This window comes from Sphaerisporangium viridialbum (genome assembly GCF_049674955.1).
GTDB lineage: Bacteria > Actinomycetota > Actinomycetes > Streptosporangiales > Streptosporangiaceae > Sphaerisporangium > Sphaerisporangium viridialbum.
Genome location: NZ_CP187232.1, coordinates 2,030,529 through 2,045,459 on the forward strand (window position 1 = coordinate 2,030,529; position 14,931 = coordinate 2,045,459).

Consider the following 14,931-nt stretch of genomic DNA (forward strand, 5'->3'; position numbering starts at 1 on the left):
GACATCTCTGCCACTCGTGCGTGCACGCCCGCGCGACGAAGCTTGTCGTCATGAGCGAGATCCAGATCGAGAAGAACGCCGCCCTCATCGTCGTCGACGTGCAGATGGGTTTCGAGGACCCCTATTTCGGCCGTCGGGACAACCCGGCCGCCGAGGAGAACATCGCCGCGCTGATCCGGGACTGGCGCGCACAGCGGCGGCCGGTCGTGGTCGTGCGGCAGGATTCGGCGCCGGGTTCGCCCCTGGCGCCCGGTATGCCGGGCAACGAATTGAAGGGTCTTGTGGGGGAGTCCCTGGGGCCGGAGGCGCCCGACCTTTTCGTCACCAAGTCCGTCAACTCCGCCTTCTATGGAAAGCCGAATCTGGACGAGTGGCTGCGCGAGCGCGGGATCGGGCAGATCGTCATCGTCGGTATCCAGACCAACATGTGCAACGAGACCACGGCCCGCATGGGGGGCAACCTCGGGTACCGCGTGCTGTTCGCGATCGACGCGATGCACACCTTCGACGCCGTCGGCCCCGACGGCGAGGTGGTCACCGCCGAGGAACTCACCCGGGCCACCGGCGCCAGCCTCCATCACGGCGGCTTCGCCCGCGTTCTCCGGACGGCCGACCTCCTGACGGCCCCCGCCACGGCCTGACCTTCCCGGCTGGAGGGCCCCGGCGGGCCACTCGTAGCCGGAGGAACCGGCCGGACCCGCAGGTCCGGCCGATCCCTGGGTGCCTGGCTCACCCCCGGGCTCTGGGGTCCCGGCGGCCCTTAATCGCCTTGCCGGCCGGAATCCCGGCGAGCGCTGGGCTCTTCACGCATGACGCGTACATCATCGTGGCCCTTGACGCGCTTCGGGTGGGCCTTCTCCGATTTGTGACGGAACCAGCGGTTCGCGTCCCGGATGAGCGCCTCGCGGGCCTCGCGATAGCTGTGGAACCTGCGCAGGTGCCGCGTGCGGTAGAGGTCGTCGGCGAAATGATTGTTGTGGTGGTGGCCGTGATTCCCCCAGTGGTGTCGGCGGTCGCCGCCTCCGCCGTGCTCGGAGTCGACAGAGACATCGACGTTCTCTCGCGGTTGCGGTTGGTGGAAATGTTCGTGGTGCTTTCGCGGACGGTGGGCGACGTAGCGAATTCGGTGGTGTTTCCGGATTTCCTTTCTGGGCTTCTTCGCGGCGGGAGCCTCTTCCTCGCCTCCTCCGCCTCCGCCGCCGTCGGGTGTCGACGGGAACGTGAGGCGGGCGTGGGCGCCGTTCGAGGTGCCGGCGTGCGAGTTGGCCTGCGCGGGAAGCGGCAGCGCCATGAGCGCCCCGGCCGTCACCGCCGCGCCGATGTAAGCGAACAGGGATCGGTCGTTGATCATTCGCGTCAGAGACTGCCTGTCTCTAGGTGGATGAATCACCTAAATACCCCCAGCTAGTAAATGCAGAGAATCGAGCGCTGTATCACCATAATGGCGGCACATAGGTGAACTACCCCGTATTGAGGCGGCAACACAGATGATTAATCCGGCAAGTGTGTCGACTGCCGTTTAATGCGGCAAATGGGATATCGCCCCGACGGGCCACTTGTGCGGTATATCGGATGAAGCGCTTTATATCCCCATAACTGGGATGATCTCTGCGGCGGCCAGGGGTCGAGCGAGCGTCGACACGTCGCGGGGCGTCGACCAGAATCTGCCGGCCGACGGGCTCGAATCACCCTCGGTGATCGCCTCCTGGCCGCGTCCGCTGGAGTACTACTCCAGGACGCTCCGAGACGCAGGGTTCGTCACAGCAGACCTACGAAAGCCCCACCCGGTGGACGAGCGGTGGCACGAAGGATTCCCGACCGCTCTTGGCAGCGGAGCGACGATGAGTTCGGCAGCCCTGCCGGTTTCGGCCCTCGGTTCCCTCGACCTGTCTCGGCGGGCACGCCGTCATGGGCCGGGGATCAGCACTCGATGACGTTCACGGCCAGGCCGCCTCGGCTGGTTTCCTTGTATTTGTCGAGCATGTCGCGTCCCGTGTCGCGCATGGTCTTGATGGCCTTGTCCAGGGAGACGAAGTGGCGGCCGTCGCCGCGCAGGGCGATGCGGGCCGCCGCGATGGCCTTGATCGAGGCGACCGCGTTGCGCTCGATGCAGGGGATCTGCACCAGGCCGCCGATCGGGTCGCAGGTCAGGCCGAGGTTGTGCTCGATGCCGATCTCGGCGGCGTTCTCGACCTGCTCGGGCGTGCCTCCGAGCACCTCGGTGAGGCCGGCGGCGGCCATCGAGCAGGCGGAGCCGACCTCGCCCTGGCAGCCGACCTCGGCCCCGGAGATCGACGCGTTCTCCTTGAACAGCACGCCGATCGCCCCTGCCGTGAGCAGGAAGCGGATGATGCCCTCGTCGTCGGCCTGCGGCGTGAACCGGTCGTAGTACGTCAGCACGGCCGGGATGATGCCGGCGGCGCCGTTGGTGGGCGCGGTCACGATGCGGCCGCCCGCCGCGTTCTCCTCGTTCACGGCGAGGGCGAACAGGGTGACCCAGTCCATCGTCTGGAGCGGGTCCTTCTCGGGCGCCTCACTCTGCAGCCGCCGGAAGAGCTGGTTGGCCCGCCGCTTGACCTTGAGGCCTCCGGGGAGCACGCCTTCCTTGGCGCTGCCGCGCCGTACGCAGTCGGCCATGACCTGCCAGAGCCGCAGCAGCTCGGCCCGGATCTCGGCCTCAGTACGGCCGAAGGCCTTCTCGTTCTCCAGCATCAGCCCGGAGATCGACAGGCCGGTCTCAGAGCAGTGGCGGAGAAGCTCCGCCGCCGTGGTGAAGGGGTGGGGGAGCTCGGTGTCGTCGGGCTTGATGCGGTCGGCTCCCGTGGCGTTCTCGTCCACGACGAACCCGCCGCCGACCGAGTAGTAGATCTTCTCCCGGAGGGACTCGCCCTCGGGGGAGAAGGCGGTGAAGCGCATGCCGTTCGGGTGGTGCGGCAGCGAGATCTTGCGCTCGAAGACGAGGTCCTCGCCGACCACGAAGGGGATCTCGCGCGAGCCGTACAGCCTCACGGTGCCGGACGAGCGCATCTGGGCCAGCCGGCCGTCGATGGAGTCGACGTCGACCAGCTCGGGCTTCTCGCCCGACAGCCCCAGCAGGACGGCCTTGTCGCTGCCGTGCCCCTTGCCGGTGAGACCGAGCGAGCCGTAGAGGATGACCTCCACCCGGGCCGTCTTCTCCAGCAGCCCGTCGCGGTCGAGCCCCCGGGCGAACTTGTGCGCCGCCGCCATGGGGCCGCCCGTGTGCGAGCTCGACGGCCCGATGCCTATCTTGAACAGATCGAAGACGCTGATCGCCATTGATCTCGGCCCTTCGGAGCAGGTTGTGCGGGGGCCCCGGCGAGCACGGACGGCTCGCCGGGGTGATGGCGCTCGGTGGCGGACGGCGGGACGGCCGGGGTCGTCAGGACTCGGCGGTGGTGACGGTGGTGTACTCCTCGGCGCTGAGCAGATCCTCGGGGGTTCCCTCGATGCGCACGCGGAACAGCCAGCCCTCGCCGTATGGGTCGGAGTTGACCAGGGAGGGGTCGTCCACGACGGTCTGGTTGGCCTCGACGACCTCGCCCGTCACCGGCGCGTAGATGTCGCTCACGGACTTGGTGGACTCGACCTCTCCGATGGCGTCCCCGGCCTCGACGGTCGCACCCGTCTCCGGCAGTTGGACGTAGACCACGTCACCCAGCGCGTCGGCGGCGAACGCCGTGATCCCCACGGTCACGGTGAGGCCGTCGTCGAGCCCGGCCACCCACTCGTGCTCCTTGGTGTAGCTGAGCTCCTCGGGAATGCTGCTCACATGCTCCTCCGGTAAAAAGGCAGGTCAACCACGTCGACCGGTTCATGGCTACCACGGATGTCGACCGCGAGCCCTTCGGACACGTTGGTGTCCACGTAGGCCATCGCGATCGGCTTGCCGAGGGACTGCGAGGGCGCGCCGCTGGTGACCTCCCCAACGACGGTGCCGTCAGTCAGCAGCACCACAGGGTAGCCGTGGCGCGGCACTCGGCGGCCACGCGCGACCAGGCCGGTGAGGCGCCGGCGCGGAGGCACGTCCTTCAGCGGCGCGAGCGCCGCGCGGCCGACGAAGTCGCCCGGCTTGTCGAACTTCACGACCCGGCCGAGGCCCGCGTCGAAGGGGGTCAGCCCGGCGTTCAGCTCGTTGCCGTACAGGGGCATGCCGGCTTCGAGGCGGAGCGTGTCGCGGGCGGACAGCCCGGCGGGGCGCAGGTCGTACGCGTCGCCCGCCTTGGTGAGCTCCTGCCACAGCGGCGCGGCGTCCTGCGCGGCGACGAAGAGCTCGAAGCCGTCCTCGCCGGTGTACCCGGTGCGGGCGATGAGGGCCTCGGCTCCTGCGACGGTGCCAGGCAGCCCCGCGTAGTACTTCAGGCCGGCCAGGTCGGCGTCGGTGAGCGCGCTGAGGATCTCCTGGGCGCGCGGACCCTGGATGGCGATCAGCGCGTAGCGGTCGGACCGGTCGTCGACCTCGGCCTCGAACCCACGGGCCCGCTCGGTGAGCTCGGCGGTCACCCGCTCGTAGTTGGAGGCGTTGGCCACGACGAGGAACTCCTCGGGGGCCAGCCGGTAGACGATCAGGTCGTCCAGCACGCCGCCGTCGGCGGCGCAGATCATGGTGTAGCGGGCGCGGCCGGGCTCCAGCACCGACAGGTGGCCGACCAGCGCGTGGTCCAGCGCCTCGCCCCCCTGCGGGCCGGTGACGAAGATCTCACCCATGTGGGAGAGGTCGAACAGCCCGGCGGCCGTGCGCACCGCGTTGTGCTCGGCGGACTCGCTGCCGTAGCGCAGCGGCATCAGCCAGCCGGCGAAGTCGGTGAGCGTCGCGCCGAGGCTCTCGTGCACCTCGCGGAGCGGTGTGGATCTGGACATGATGCGCACCTCAGACAGGGTTGGATGAGAGCATCCTCCCCCTCTGTCATCGGTGCCTGAGAGTTTCGCCCGGGTTTTACCGGACTTTCACCTTCGGCGAGGCCCCATGGAGGGAGCCTGCTTTCCAGAGATCACCTGGCCCGCGCGGTCCTTTGCCTTGTGAGGTTCGCGGGGAGGACTTGCTCCTTCAGGGGTCCTGACCGGATGTCAGGACGCTCTCCCGCACGGGATCATCGGTGTTCCCGCTCACCTTACCAAGACCGCCCGGCCGACGCTGCGGCGACCAGCGCCTCGAACAGGTGACCTTCCTGGCCGGCCTCGGGATGCCACTGGACGGCCAGCGTGAAGGGGTGCCCGGCGAGCTCCACCGCCTCGACCGTGCCGTCGTCCGAGGTGGCGGACACCGCGAGGCCCTCGCCGAGGCGGTCGGTCGCCTGGTGGTGGTAGTGGGCGGCGGCGGCCTCCTCCGCGCCCAGCACGCCGGCGATCGCGCTGCCGGGCGTCAGCCGTACGGGCAGGTGGCCGAACTCGCCGGGAGCGGGGGAGTGGCCGCTGTGGCCCACCACGTCCGGCAGGTGCTGGTGGAGGCTGCCGCCCAGCGACACGTTCAGCACCTGGAGCCCTCGGCAGATGCCGAGGAAGGGGAGCTCTGCTTCCAGTGCCGCGCCGACCAGCTCAAACTCCGCCTCATCACGAAATTTCCGGACGTATCCGGTTTGGTGATGCGGCTGCTCCCCATACCTGCCGGGATCGACGTCGCCGCCGCCCGCCACGATCAGGCCGTCCAACCGCTCGACCAGCGGCGCGGGGTCGCCCGCCGGGGGCAGGATGACCGGCTGGCCACCCGCCCTGACGACGTGCTCCACATAGGTGTACGGCAGCAGCGCGGCCGGCATCCGCCACACGGTGAAGGCGGCGGGCTCGACGTAGCAGGTGATGCCGATGACGGGTCGCGGCATGGTCTAAAGCGGGGTCACGTAGGCGCCGGAGATGCCGCCGTCCACCAGGAACTCGGCCCCGGTGATGAAGCTCGCGTCGTCCGAGGCGAGGAACGCGACGGCGGCGGCGATCTCGGAGGCCTCGGCGAAGCGGCCCACCGGGATGTGGACCAGGCGCCGCTGGGCGCGCTCGGGGTCCTTGGCGAACAGCTCCTGCAGCAGCGGGGTGTTGACCGGCCCGGGGCACAGCGCGTTGACCCTGATGCCCTCGCGCGCGAACTGGACGCCCAGCTCGCGCGACATGGCGAGCACGCCGCCCTTGGAGGCGGTGTAGGAGATCTGGGACGTCGCGGAGCCCATCACCGCCACGAACGACGCGGTGTTGATGATCGAGCCCTTGCCCTGCCGCCGCATGTACGGGATGGCGTGCTTGCAGCAGAGGTACACGCTGGTCAGGTTGACATCCTGAACCCGCTTCCAGGCCTCGATGCCGGTGGTCAGGATCGAGTCGTCGTCGGGGGGCGAGATGCCCGCGTTGTTGAACGCGATGTCCACGCTGCCGTAGGTCTCGAAGGCCGTCTCGAACATCCGGCTGACGTCCTCCTCGCTGGTGACGTCGGTGCGGACGAACAGGCCGCCCACCTCGTCCGCCAGCTTGGCGCCGCCGTCCTCGTCGAGGTCGGCGCACACGACCTTCGCGCCCTCCTCGGCGAAGCGGCGTGCCGTGGCGAGGCCGATGCCGCCCGCCGCCCCCGTGATCACGGCGACGCGGTCCCGCAGACGTTGCATAGTGACGAACTCCCTGGTGCTTGGGTGAACTAGAGCCGCCCGGGCGGAGCCCGGGATCAGTGGGCGATGAAGACGTTCTTGGTCTCGGTGAAGGCGGCCAGCGCGTCCGGCCCCAGCTCACGGCCGAGGCCCGACTGCTTGAAGCCGCCGAAGGGCGTCCAGTACCTCACGGACGAGTGGGAGTTGACGGAGAGGTTCCCCGCCTCGACCGCGCGGGCCACCCGGAGTGCCCGCCCCACGTCCCGGGTCCAGATAGACCCCGAAAGCCCATATTTCGTGTTATTGGCGAGCTGTACGGCGTCCGCCTCGTCCTCGAACGGGACCACGCTCACGACCGGCCCGAAGATCTCGTCCGTGAACGCGCGGTCGTCCAGCGAGTCGTGGGTCAGCACGGTCGGCGGGAACCAGAAACCCCTGCCGGACGGGCACGAGCCCTGGAAGCGCGGCGTGCCGGTGACGAACGACGCGACCCGCTCGCGGTGCTCGGCGCTGATCAGCGGCCCCATGTCCGTGCCCGGATCGAGCGGGTCGCCCACCTTCAGGCCCTCGACGGCCGTGCCGAGCCGATCGAGGAACTCCTCGTACACCGAGCGCTCCACCAGGATCCGCGAGCGCGCGCAGCAGTCCTGCCCGCTGTTGTCGAAGACCGCCGAGGGCGCGCTGGCCGCGGCCTGCTCCAGGTCGGCGTCCGCGAACACCACGTTGGCGCTCTTGCCGCCGAGCTCCAGCGTGAGCCGCTTGACGTTCTGCGCGGCCCTGGCGGCGATCAGCTTCCCGACCTCGGTCGACCCGGTGAACACGATCTTGTTGACGCCGGGGTGCTCCACGAGCCGGGCCCCCGCGACCTCCCCTGCTCCAGGCAGCACCTGGAGCACCCCCTCGGGGAGGCCGGCTTCGAGGGCCAGCTCCGCCAGCCTCAGAGCCGTCAGCGGGGTCCATTCGGCGGGTTTCACGATGACGGTGTTGCCGGCCGCCAGCGCCGGGGCCGCCCCCCAGGTCATGATCACCATGGGGAAGTTCCACGGCACGATCACCCCGACGACGCCGAGCGGCTCGGCGAACGTGATGTCCACCCCGCCCGCCACCGGGATCTGCATGCCATGGTTGCGCTCGGGCGCGCCCGCGTAGAAGTGCAGCACGTCGCGGACGTTGCCGGCCTCCCAGCGGGCGTTGCCGATCGGGTGGCCCGCGTTGGCGAGCTCCAGGCCGGCCAGCTCGTCGCCGTGGCGGTCGACCAGGTCGGCGAAGCGCCGGAGCAGCCGCGCGCGGTCGCCGGGCGCCACGTCCCGCCAGGCGGGGAACGCCTTCCTGGCACGCTCCACCGCGCGGTCGGTCTCGGCCAGGTCGGCGAGCTCGACGTCGGCGAGCACGTCCTCGGTGGCAGGGTTGATGATCTTCATGTCACATCCGCTCGAATCCCCGGAAAAGCTCCCAGTCCGTGACGGCCGCCTCGAAGGCGGCCAGCTCGACCCGGGCGTTGTTCGCGTAGTGCTCGACGACCTGCTCGCCCAGCGCGTCCTTGGCGATCTTCGAACCCTCCCACAGGGTGAGCGCGTCGCGCAGCGTGGCGGGCACGGTCTCGGCGCCCGCGGTGTAGGCGTTGCCGCCGTACGCGTCCTCCAGCGGCAGCTCGTTCTCGATGCCGTGCAGGCCCGCGGCGACCAGCGCCGACACCGCGAGGTAGGGGTTGACGTCCCCGCCGGGCACGCGGTTCTCGATGCGGAGCGAGGGCCCGTGCCCGACCAGCCGCAGGGAGCAGGTGCGGTTGTCCACACCCCACTTGACCGCCGTGGGGGCGAAGCTTCCGGGGACGTACCTCTTGTACGAGTTGATGTTGGGCGCGTACAGCAGCGTGAGCTCGCGCATGGCGGCGAGCTGGCCGGCGATGAAGTGCTCTCCGACCTTCGACAGCCCGTGCCCGCCGTCCCCCGCCATGACCGGCTCGCCGTCCGCCGTGCGAAGGGAGATGTGGATATGGCAGGAGTTGCCCTCACGCTGGTTCGGCTTGGCCATGAAGGTGATCGACATCCCCTCCTGGGCGGCGATCTCCTTGGCCCCGTTCTTGTAGATCGAGTGGTTGTCGCAGGTGGCGAGCGCCTCGGTGAACCTGAAGGCGATCTCGTGCTGCCCGAGGTTGCACTCGCCCTTGGCCGACTCGACGTACATCCCCGCGCCCTCCATGCCGAGTCTGATCCGGCGCAGCAGGGGCTCGACGCGGGCGCCGCCGAGCAGCGAGTAGTCGACGTTGTACTGGTTGGCGGGCGTGAGGTCGCGGTAGGCCTTGGACCAGGCGCTCTCGTAGCTGTCGTTGTAGACCACGAACTCCAGCTCGGTGCCGACGTACGCCGCCCAGCCGCGCTCGGCGAGGCGGGCGAGCTGCCCGCGCAGGATCTGGCGGGGGGAGGCGGTGACGTCGGAGCCGTCCTCCCAGAGCAGGTCGGCCATCAGCATGACCGTGCCCTCCTGCCAGGGCACCCGGCGCAGGGTGGACAGGTCGGGCTTCATCACGAAGTCGCCGTAGCCGCGCTCCCAGGACGACATGCTGTAGCCGTCGACGGTGTTCATGTCGACGTCCACCGCGAGGAGGTAGTTGCACCCCTCGGCCGCGTGGTCCAGCACCTCCTCCAGGAAGTACCGCGCGGACAGCCGCTTGCCCTGGAGGCGTCCCTGCATGTCGGCGATGGCCAGAAGCACGGTGTCCACCCGCCCGGCGGACACCTCGTCACGCAGTTGGTCGACGGTGAGCACGGCGCTTCCCTCCCGCAAAAGTCTGGAAACAGACCATTGGAGGCATGCAAGCACCAGCGGCGGTCTCGCGTCAACGGTTCAGGACACTTGAGCCGTCGAATGGACTAATCTCGAACCATTGGAGCCGGTCTAGGGGGGAAGTGATGGGCGAGCCCCAGCTCGTCGCGCTCCTCGGGCCCGTCCGGGCGGGCAACGCCTTCGAGGAGACGGTGGAGCGGCTGCTCCAGGCGATCAAGCTCGGCGTGGTCGGTCCAGGCGAGAAACTCCCCGCCGAGCGCGACCTCGCCGTCCAGCTCGGCATCAGCCGGGTCACGCTCCGGGAGGCGATCCGGGCGCTGCAGGACGCCGGCTACCTCGACGTACGGCGCGGCCGTTACGGGGGAGCGTTCGTCGTCTACGAGCCCCCGCACCCGGGCCAGGGCGACCTGCGCAGGGCCGTCAACGAGATGGGCGCCTCCGACCTCGCCGACGCGCTGACCTTCCGCATGGCGATCGAGTGCGGCGCCGCCCAGGTCCTGGCCTCCATGGACCTCACCGAGGAGCAGAAGGCGACGCTGGAACGCCGCCTCGCCGACGTCAACGACGCCGCGCCCGCCGACTACCGGCGGCTGGACACGGCCTTCCATCTGTCGATCGCCGAGCTGACCGGGTCGGCCCTGCTGGCGGCGGCCGGCGCGGACGCCAGGCTGCGGGTGACCGACCTGCTGAACGCCATCCCCGTGCTCGGGCCCAACATCGACCACTCGGGCGCGCAGCACGCCGCGATGGTCGCCGCGATCCTCGCGGGCGACCCGGAGGCGGCGAGGAAGGCCGTCGTGGAGCATCTGGAGGGCACCGCCGCGCTCCTGCGCGCCTTCCTGGCCTGAGACGAGCCCCCTGACCTGCCCCTCAATCACCCCTGTCCGGAATATCCCCTCGCCCGGCGTGGGTCGCCGGCCTTCGGCCGGGGGATCACTCCCGGCGGGACCGTAGCATCGGTACTGGGGGATGCCTGTGGGGATCTGGTTTCACGAGCGGATCGTCGACAGCGGAAGGCTGCCGCTCTTCTGCTTCCTGACGGCGCTCATCGTCACGTTCCTGTTCACGCGGGTCAACGTCCGGCTGATCCGGGCCAGGGTCGGCTGGTTCCGCAACGTCAACGTCGGCGACGTCCACGTCCACCACGTCGTGTTCGGCGTGGTGCTCATGCTCTTCGGCGGCGTCGCCGGGCTGGTGACGGCCGGGCTGTCGCCAGGCTGGTACGCCATGACCGCGGCCCTGTTCGGGGTCGGAGCCGCCCTGGTGCTGGACGAGTTCGCCCTGATCCTGCACCTCCGGGACGTCTACTGGTCCGAGGAGGGGCGCACCTCGGTCGACGCGGTGTTCGTCGCGATCGCGGTGACGCTGCTCCTGCTGCTGGGGTTGCGTCCTTTCGGCTGGGAGGCGCCGGACCCGTCGCCGAGCGGGAGATGGACGGCGGTGCTCCTTCTGGTCGTCAACCTCGTGCTCGCGGTCGTCACCCTGCTGAAGGGCAAGATCTGGACCGGTCTCGCGGGCCTGTTCGCGCCGGTCCTGCTGATCGCCGGGGCGATACGGCTGGCGCGTCCCGGTTCGCCGTGGGCCCACTGGTTCTTCGCGCCCGGGTCGCGCCGGCCGAGACCGTCCAAGATGGCCAAGGCCGTCCACCGCGAGAACCGCTGGCGCCGCCCGGCGATCAGGGTGAAGATCAGCGTCCAGGAGTTCGTCTCCGGCCGCCACGATCTGCCCTCGGCCTGGAGCGGCGAGCGCCGGGCGAAATGAGCCCTTTGAGGTGCGATGACGCCTGAGGTGCGCATGGTTCGCGAATCCCGGGGGAGTGTGCGGGAGCGAACGTGACCGCGATCAGGGAGGCGAAGCGCGATGGGCTTCATGGACAAGTGGAAGATGCGCGAGCTGAAGGCACGGGCGAAGCGGCGGCTCGGCGCCGGCACCGGTAACCGCACCATGGCGGCCGAGGCGCGCACCGAGGAGGCCGAGGCCCGGCTCCTCCGGACACAGGACCAGATCAAGGAGACCGCGAACGAGATCCGCCGGGAGTACGGCGTCCGTCACTGAGCGCGCAGGAACGAGGCGATGACCTGACGGATGTCGTCCGCGTCCAGGTCGAGGTCGTGATCCCCGGGCGCGAGATAGGCCGTCACGGGGTGACCCGAGGCCAGCAGCGCGTTCGCCAGGTCGAGCGTCTGGGTCGGGGGGACCGTGGTGTCCCCGGCCCCGTGGAGCAGCAGCACGGGCACCCCGTTGCCCACGTGGTTGGTCGGGGTGACGTCAGCGGTGAGATCGTCCCCCGCGACGGGGACGTGGCCGAGCAGCCGGGCCCAGGGGCTTCCCGCGACGCGCGGCTCGGGCCAGTCGGCGGCCAGCGGGTCCACAGGAGGGGAACAGGCGATCACGGCGGCCACGTCGTCGGGGGCGTCGACGCCGCGCAGGCCCAGATGGAGCGCCAGGTGTGCGCCCGAGGACCTTCCCGCCACCAGCACCCGCACGCCGGGCCGCTCGGCACGGAGCTCGCGCACGGCGGCCCGTACGTCGTCGAGCTGCGCGGGCCAGGTGGCCTCGCCGCTCAGCCGGTGGGTGACCGGCACGACGTCGAGGCCGTGAGCCGCCAGGATCTCGCGCGACCGCTCGCCGGCGTGCCGCTTCATCCATGCGCCGCCGTGCAGCCAGATCAGTGCCCGCTCCATGCGTGGATCCTACGAGCGGGCCAGGCGGCTCGGCGAGGACGGATGCTCTTGGTACGCATCTCGCCTTGAATCGGACAACGTCGGCGTGGTCGGCAAGCCGCGCAGGGAAGGCTCCCAGCGTGACCCGGACCGGACGTTGAGGGGCGATCCATGCCGAACAACCAGACCGTGGACCTCGCGGCAGTCAAGCAGCGCATCGGCAAGGTAGGCGTGTGGCTCTCGCTGCTCGGCCAGGAGTCCGCCGAGAGGAGCCGCAGGGCCGCCGCGACCATCGAGGAGCTCGGCTACGGGGCCCTGTGGATCGCCGAGCTGCTCGGCGGCAAGGAATCCCTGGTCAACTCCGCGATCCTGCTGACGGGCACCGAACGGCTCGTGGTCGCGACCGGCATCGCCAACATCTACGCGCGGGACGCGGCGGCCGCGGTCTCCGGGGCGAACGCCCTGGCCGAGGCGTCGGGGGGCCGCTTCGTCCTGGGCCTCGGCGTGAGCCACGCCCCGCTGGTGGCCCCCCGCGGGCACGACTACGGCAAGCCGGTCGAGACCATGCGCACGTACCTGGACGCCATGGACAAGGCTCCCTACGACGCCCCGCTGCCCGAGCCGCCCGCCCGGGTGCTGGCCGCCCTGCGGACGAGGATGCTGCGGCTCGCCGCCGAGCGCGCCCAGGGGGCCCACACCTACTTCGTCACCCCCGAGCACACCGCGAGGGCGCGGGAGATCCTCGGCCCCGGCAGCCTGCTCGTTCCCGAGCAGGCCGTCGTGCTGAGCACCGGCCCCGACCGGGCCCGCGCCATCGCCCGCGACTACATGGCCTTCTACCTGAAGTTGCCGAACTACCTGAACAGCCTGCGCGAGATGGGCTGGACCGACGACGACTTCGCGGGCGGCGGCAGCGACGCCCTCGTGGACGCGATCGTGGCCTGGGGCGATCCGGAGACCATCGCCGGCCGGGTCCGCGCCCACCACGAGGCCGGAGCCGACCACGTGTGCGTCCAGCCGCTGGCCCGCGACCTGGACGAATGCTCGGACCACCTCCACCAGCTCGCCCCGGTGCTCCTCCCCTGACGGGGCCCGCCGTCAGCCGGGAAGCGTCTCGGCGTTGGCGAGGAACTGGGTGGTGGCGAGCTCGCGGTAGAGGCCGTCCTGGGCGAGGAGCTCCCTGTGCGTGCCCACCGCCCGCACCCGGCCGTCGGAGAGGACGACGATGCGGTCGGCGGTGGTGACGGTGGAGAGCCGGTGCGCGATGACGAGCACCGTGGTCGTGCCCGCCACCTCGGTGATCACGTCGCGCAGCCGCATCTCGTTCACGGCGTCGAGCTGGGAGGTGGCCTCGTCCAGAAGGAGCAGGCGGGGCGTGCGCAGCAGAGCCCGGGCGATCGCCACCCGCTGGCGCTCGCCGCCCGACAGCATCTGCCCCCGGTGCCCGACCGCGGTCTCCAACCCTTCGGGGAGCCGGTGGACCAGGTCCTCCAGGCGGGTGCGACCCAGCACCTCGGCCACCTCGTCGTCGGTGGCGTCGGGCGCGCCGAACACGAGGTTCTGCCGCAGGGTGCCCGACAGCACCGGGGAGTCCTGCTCGACGTACCCGAGGGTGGAGCGCCACCCGGCGAGCGGCAGGTCGCGGATGTCCCGCCCGTCGACCGCGATCGTCCCCGAGCCGGGCTCGTAGAACCGCTCCAGCAGGGCGAAGATCGTCGACTTGCCCGCCCCCGAGGGCCCGACCAGCGCCGTCATGCCACCGGCGGGGATGTCGAAGGACACGTCGTGCAGGGCCTGCGGGCGGTCCTCGCCGTACCGGAAGTTCACCCCTGAGAGCGTCACCGCTGCCGGGCCCGAGCCGGTCGCGACCGGGATCTCGGCGGGCGCGACCGGCTCGGAGGGCAGGTCCTCCACCTCGCGCAGGCGGGGGATGACCGCGAGCCCGGCCTGGAGCTGCACGGCCGCCTGGACGAGCTGCGCGATCGGCGCCATCAGGTAGAAGAGGTACAGCAGGAACGCGATGAGCGAGGACACCTCAAGGGCGCCGCTCGACACCCGGACGCCGCCCACGCCCAGCACCGCCAGGAAGGCGAGCTGTACGGCCAGCCAGGTGGAGGTGCCGGCCGCGGCGCTCCAGCCGGCCGCGCTGAGCCCGCGGCGCCAGGCCCGCCGCGCGGCCTCCTCGACCGCGACGGTCTCCCGCTCCTCCGCGCCCGAGGCCTTGACGGTGCGGAAGGCCTGCAGCGAGCGGTCGAGCGTCGCGCCGACCTCGCCGAGGGCCGCCTGCGCCGCGTTCGTGGCCTTGCGGATGCGCGGCAGCACGAACAGGTTGATCGCCCCGATGGCCACCAGGACCGCGAGCGTGACCAGGAGCAGGACGGCGTCCATGGCCGCCATCAGCGCCACGCAGCCGGCGAGCGTGAACACCGCCGTGACGCCGTTGGTGATGCCCGTCGTGCACACCGCCCGCAGCAGTGTGGTGTCGGCCGTCACGCGGGACTGCAGGTCGCCCGGCTCCAGCCGGTCGACGTCGGGGACGCGTAGCCGCAGCATCCGCCTGACCAGCCGGAGCCGCGCGCTCAGCACGACGCTCTCGGCGGTGCGCTCCAGGACGTAACCGCCGAGGGCCGAGATCACGGCCCCCACCATGACCAGCGCGCTCAGGGCGAGCACCGGGCCGGTCAGCGACACGTCGCGGCCGAAGGAGTCGATGAGGTTCTTGGCGACCAGCGGGGTGGCGAGCCCCGCGAGGCTGCCTACCAGGCCGAGCACGCCGCCCAGCACCAGTGTCCACCTGTACGGGCGGACGTGGGTGAGAAGCAGCCGCCAGGGGGACGCGGGCGAGGAGCCGGGGGTCTTCACGATCAGAGCAACGTGAAACGCGTAGTGTCGCGTTC

General features: G+C 70.6%; 15 protein-coding genes and 2 riboswitches. Of the genes, 5 read left to right on the forward strand and 10 right to left on the reverse strand.

Going from position 1 to position 14,931, the window contains the following annotated elements; genetic code table 11:
- Positions 1-50: 50 nt before the first annotated feature.
- Positions 51-641 (forward strand): cysteine hydrolase family protein, encoded by a 591-nt coding sequence (locus tag ACOZ38_RS09065; protein ID WP_424529640.1) that lies wholly within the window; start codon positions 51-53, stop codon positions 639-641.
- 119 nt (positions 642-760) lie between these two features.
- Here ACOZ38_RS09065 and ACOZ38_RS09070 read toward each other — a convergent pair whose 3' ends face one another.
- The 8 genes from ACOZ38_RS09070 to ACOZ38_RS09105 all read right to left on the reverse strand — a co-directional run bounded on the left by ACOZ38_RS09070 (position 761) and on the right by ACOZ38_RS09105 (position 9,353).
- Positions 761-1,351, reverse strand: a complete 591-nt coding sequence (locus tag ACOZ38_RS09070; RefSeq protein ID WP_424529641.1) for a hypothetical protein — start codon at positions 1,349-1,351, stop codon at positions 761-763.
- Between the two features lie 569 nt (positions 1,352-1,920).
- A complete protein-coding gene (locus ACOZ38_RS09075) occupies positions 1,921-3,297 on the reverse strand; it encodes an L-serine ammonia-lyase (RefSeq protein WP_424529642.1) in 1,377 nt (458 codons plus the stop codon).
- A gap of 103 nt (positions 3,298-3,400) precedes the next feature.
- Positions 3,401-3,790, reverse strand: a complete 390-nt coding sequence (gcvH, locus tag ACOZ38_RS09080; RefSeq protein ID WP_424529643.1) for a glycine cleavage system protein GcvH — start codon at positions 3,788-3,790, stop codon at positions 3,401-3,403.
- A complete protein-coding gene (gene gcvT, locus ACOZ38_RS09085) occupies positions 3,787-4,878 on the reverse strand; it encodes a glycine cleavage system aminomethyltransferase GcvT (protein WP_424529644.1) in 1,092 nt (363 codons plus the stop codon). The genes gcvH and gcvT overlap by 4 nt, the downstream gene beginning before the upstream one ends.
- Before the next feature lie 33 nt (positions 4,879-4,911).
- Positions 4,912-5,013, reverse strand: a riboswitch (glycine riboswitch).
- Positions 5,014-5,111, reverse strand: a riboswitch (glycine riboswitch).
- Positions 5,112-5,129: 18 nt separating this feature from the next.
- On the reverse strand, positions 5,130-5,837 hold the full coding sequence (locus ACOZ38_RS09090) for a gamma-glutamyl-gamma-aminobutyrate hydrolase family protein (protein ID WP_424529645.1): 708 nt from the start codon (positions 5,835-5,837) through the stop codon (positions 5,130-5,132).
- 3 nt (positions 5,838-5,840) lie between these two features.
- The gene (locus tag ACOZ38_RS09095; RefSeq protein ID WP_405145352.1) at positions 5,841-6,605 is read right to left on the reverse strand and encodes a 3-oxoacyl-ACP reductase; all 765 of its coding nucleotides are present in this window, start codon (positions 6,603-6,605) and stop codon (positions 5,841-5,843) included.
- 56 nt (positions 6,606-6,661) lie between these two features.
- The gene (locus ACOZ38_RS09100; protein WP_424529647.1) at positions 6,662-8,005 is read right to left on the reverse strand and encodes an aldehyde dehydrogenase family protein; all 1,344 of its coding nucleotides are present in this window, start codon (positions 8,003-8,005) and stop codon (positions 6,662-6,664) included.
- A gap of 1 nt (position 8,006) precedes the next feature.
- Positions 8,007-9,353: a glutamine synthetase family protein gene (locus ACOZ38_RS09105; RefSeq protein WP_405145354.1), complete on the reverse strand. Its 1,347-nt coding sequence runs from the start codon at positions 9,351-9,353 to the stop codon at positions 8,007-8,009.
- Between the two features lie 143 nt (positions 9,354-9,496).
- On the opposite strand from ACOZ38_RS09105, the gene ACOZ38_RS09110 reads away from it, so the two are divergent.
- The 3 genes from ACOZ38_RS09110 (at position 9,497) to ACOZ38_RS09120 (ending at position 11,426) form a co-directional block, all read left to right on the forward strand.
- Complete coding sequence (locus ACOZ38_RS09110) at positions 9,497-10,219, forward strand: FadR/GntR family transcriptional regulator (RefSeq protein WP_424529648.1); 723 nt, start codon at positions 9,497-9,499, stop codon at positions 10,217-10,219.
- A 121-nt stretch (positions 10,220-10,340) separates the two neighbouring features.
- Positions 10,341-11,132: a hypothetical protein gene (locus tag ACOZ38_RS09115; RefSeq protein ID WP_424529649.1), complete on the forward strand. Its 792-nt coding sequence runs from the start codon at positions 10,341-10,343 to the stop codon at positions 11,130-11,132.
- A gap of 99 nt (positions 11,133-11,231) precedes the next feature.
- Positions 11,232-11,426, forward strand: coding sequence for a hypothetical protein (locus ACOZ38_RS09120; protein ID WP_405145360.1), 195 nt, complete (start codon positions 11,232-11,234; stop codon positions 11,424-11,426).
- Here the strand turns inward: ACOZ38_RS09120 and ACOZ38_RS09125 are convergent.
- Positions 11,420-12,055: an alpha/beta hydrolase fold domain-containing protein gene (locus ACOZ38_RS09125; RefSeq protein ID WP_424529651.1), complete on the reverse strand. Its 636-nt coding sequence runs from the start codon at positions 12,053-12,055 to the stop codon at positions 11,420-11,422. The genes ACOZ38_RS09120 and ACOZ38_RS09125 overlap by 7 nt on opposite strands.
- A gap of 150 nt (positions 12,056-12,205) precedes the next feature.
- Between ACOZ38_RS09125 and ACOZ38_RS09130 the strand changes: the two genes are divergently transcribed.
- On the forward strand, positions 12,206-13,120 hold the full coding sequence (locus tag ACOZ38_RS09130) for an LLM class F420-dependent oxidoreductase (protein WP_424529652.1): 915 nt from the start codon (positions 12,206-12,208) through the stop codon (positions 13,118-13,120).
- Positions 13,121-13,132: 12 nt separating this feature from the next.
- Here the strand turns inward: ACOZ38_RS09130 and ACOZ38_RS09135 are convergent, their stop codons facing one another.
- Positions 13,133-14,896, reverse strand: a complete 1,764-nt coding sequence (locus ACOZ38_RS09135; RefSeq protein WP_424529654.1) for an ABC transporter ATP-binding protein — start codon at positions 14,894-14,896, stop codon at positions 13,133-13,135.
- Positions 14,897-14,931 lie beyond the last annotated feature (35 nt).

Bases quoted from the DNA above. Each gene is read 5' to 3' on its own strand.
- gcvT (WP_424529644.1), bottom strand. From the start codon at position 4,878: ATGTCCAGATCCACACCGCTCCGCGAGGTGCACGAGAGCCTCGGCGCG.
- ACOZ38_RS09100 (WP_424529647.1), bottom strand. From the start codon at position 8,005: ATGAAGATCATCAACCCTGCCACCGAGGACGTGCTCGCCGACGTCGAG.
- ACOZ38_RS09110 (WP_424529648.1), top strand. From the start codon at position 9,497: ATGGGCGAGCCCCAGCTCGTCGCGCTCCTCGGGCCCGTCCGGGCGGGC.
- ACOZ38_RS09115 (WP_424529649.1), top strand. From the start codon at position 10,341: ATGCCTGTGGGGATCTGGTTTCACGAGCGGATCGTCGACAGCGGAAGG.
- ACOZ38_RS09090 (WP_424529645.1), bottom strand. From the start codon at position 5,837: ATGCCGCGACCCGTCATCGGCATCACCTGCTACGTCGAGCCCGCCGCC.
- ACOZ38_RS09070 (WP_424529641.1), bottom strand. From the start codon at position 1,351: ATGATCAACGACCGATCCCTGTTCGCTTACATCGGCGCGGCGGTGACG.
- ACOZ38_RS09130 (WP_424529652.1), top strand. From the start codon at position 12,206: ATGCCGAACAACCAGACCGTGGACCTCGCGGCAGTCAAGCAGCGCATC.
- ACOZ38_RS09065 (WP_424529640.1), top strand. From the start codon at position 51: ATGAGCGAGATCCAGATCGAGAAGAACGCCGCCCTCATCGTCGTCGAC.
- ACOZ38_RS09095 (WP_405145352.1), bottom strand. From the start codon at position 6,605: ATGCAACGTCTGCGGGACCGCGTCGCCGTGATCACGGGGGCGGCGGGC.
- ACOZ38_RS09125 (WP_424529651.1), bottom strand. From the start codon at position 12,055: ATGGAGCGGGCACTGATCTGGCTGCACGGCGGCGCATGGATGAAGCGG.
- ACOZ38_RS09075 (WP_424529642.1), bottom strand. From the start codon at position 3,297: ATGGCGATCAGCGTCTTCGATCTGTTCAAGATAGGCATCGGGCCGTCG.
- ACOZ38_RS09120 (WP_405145360.1), top strand. From the start codon at position 11,232: ATGGGCTTCATGGACAAGTGGAAGATGCGCGAGCTGAAGGCACGGGCG.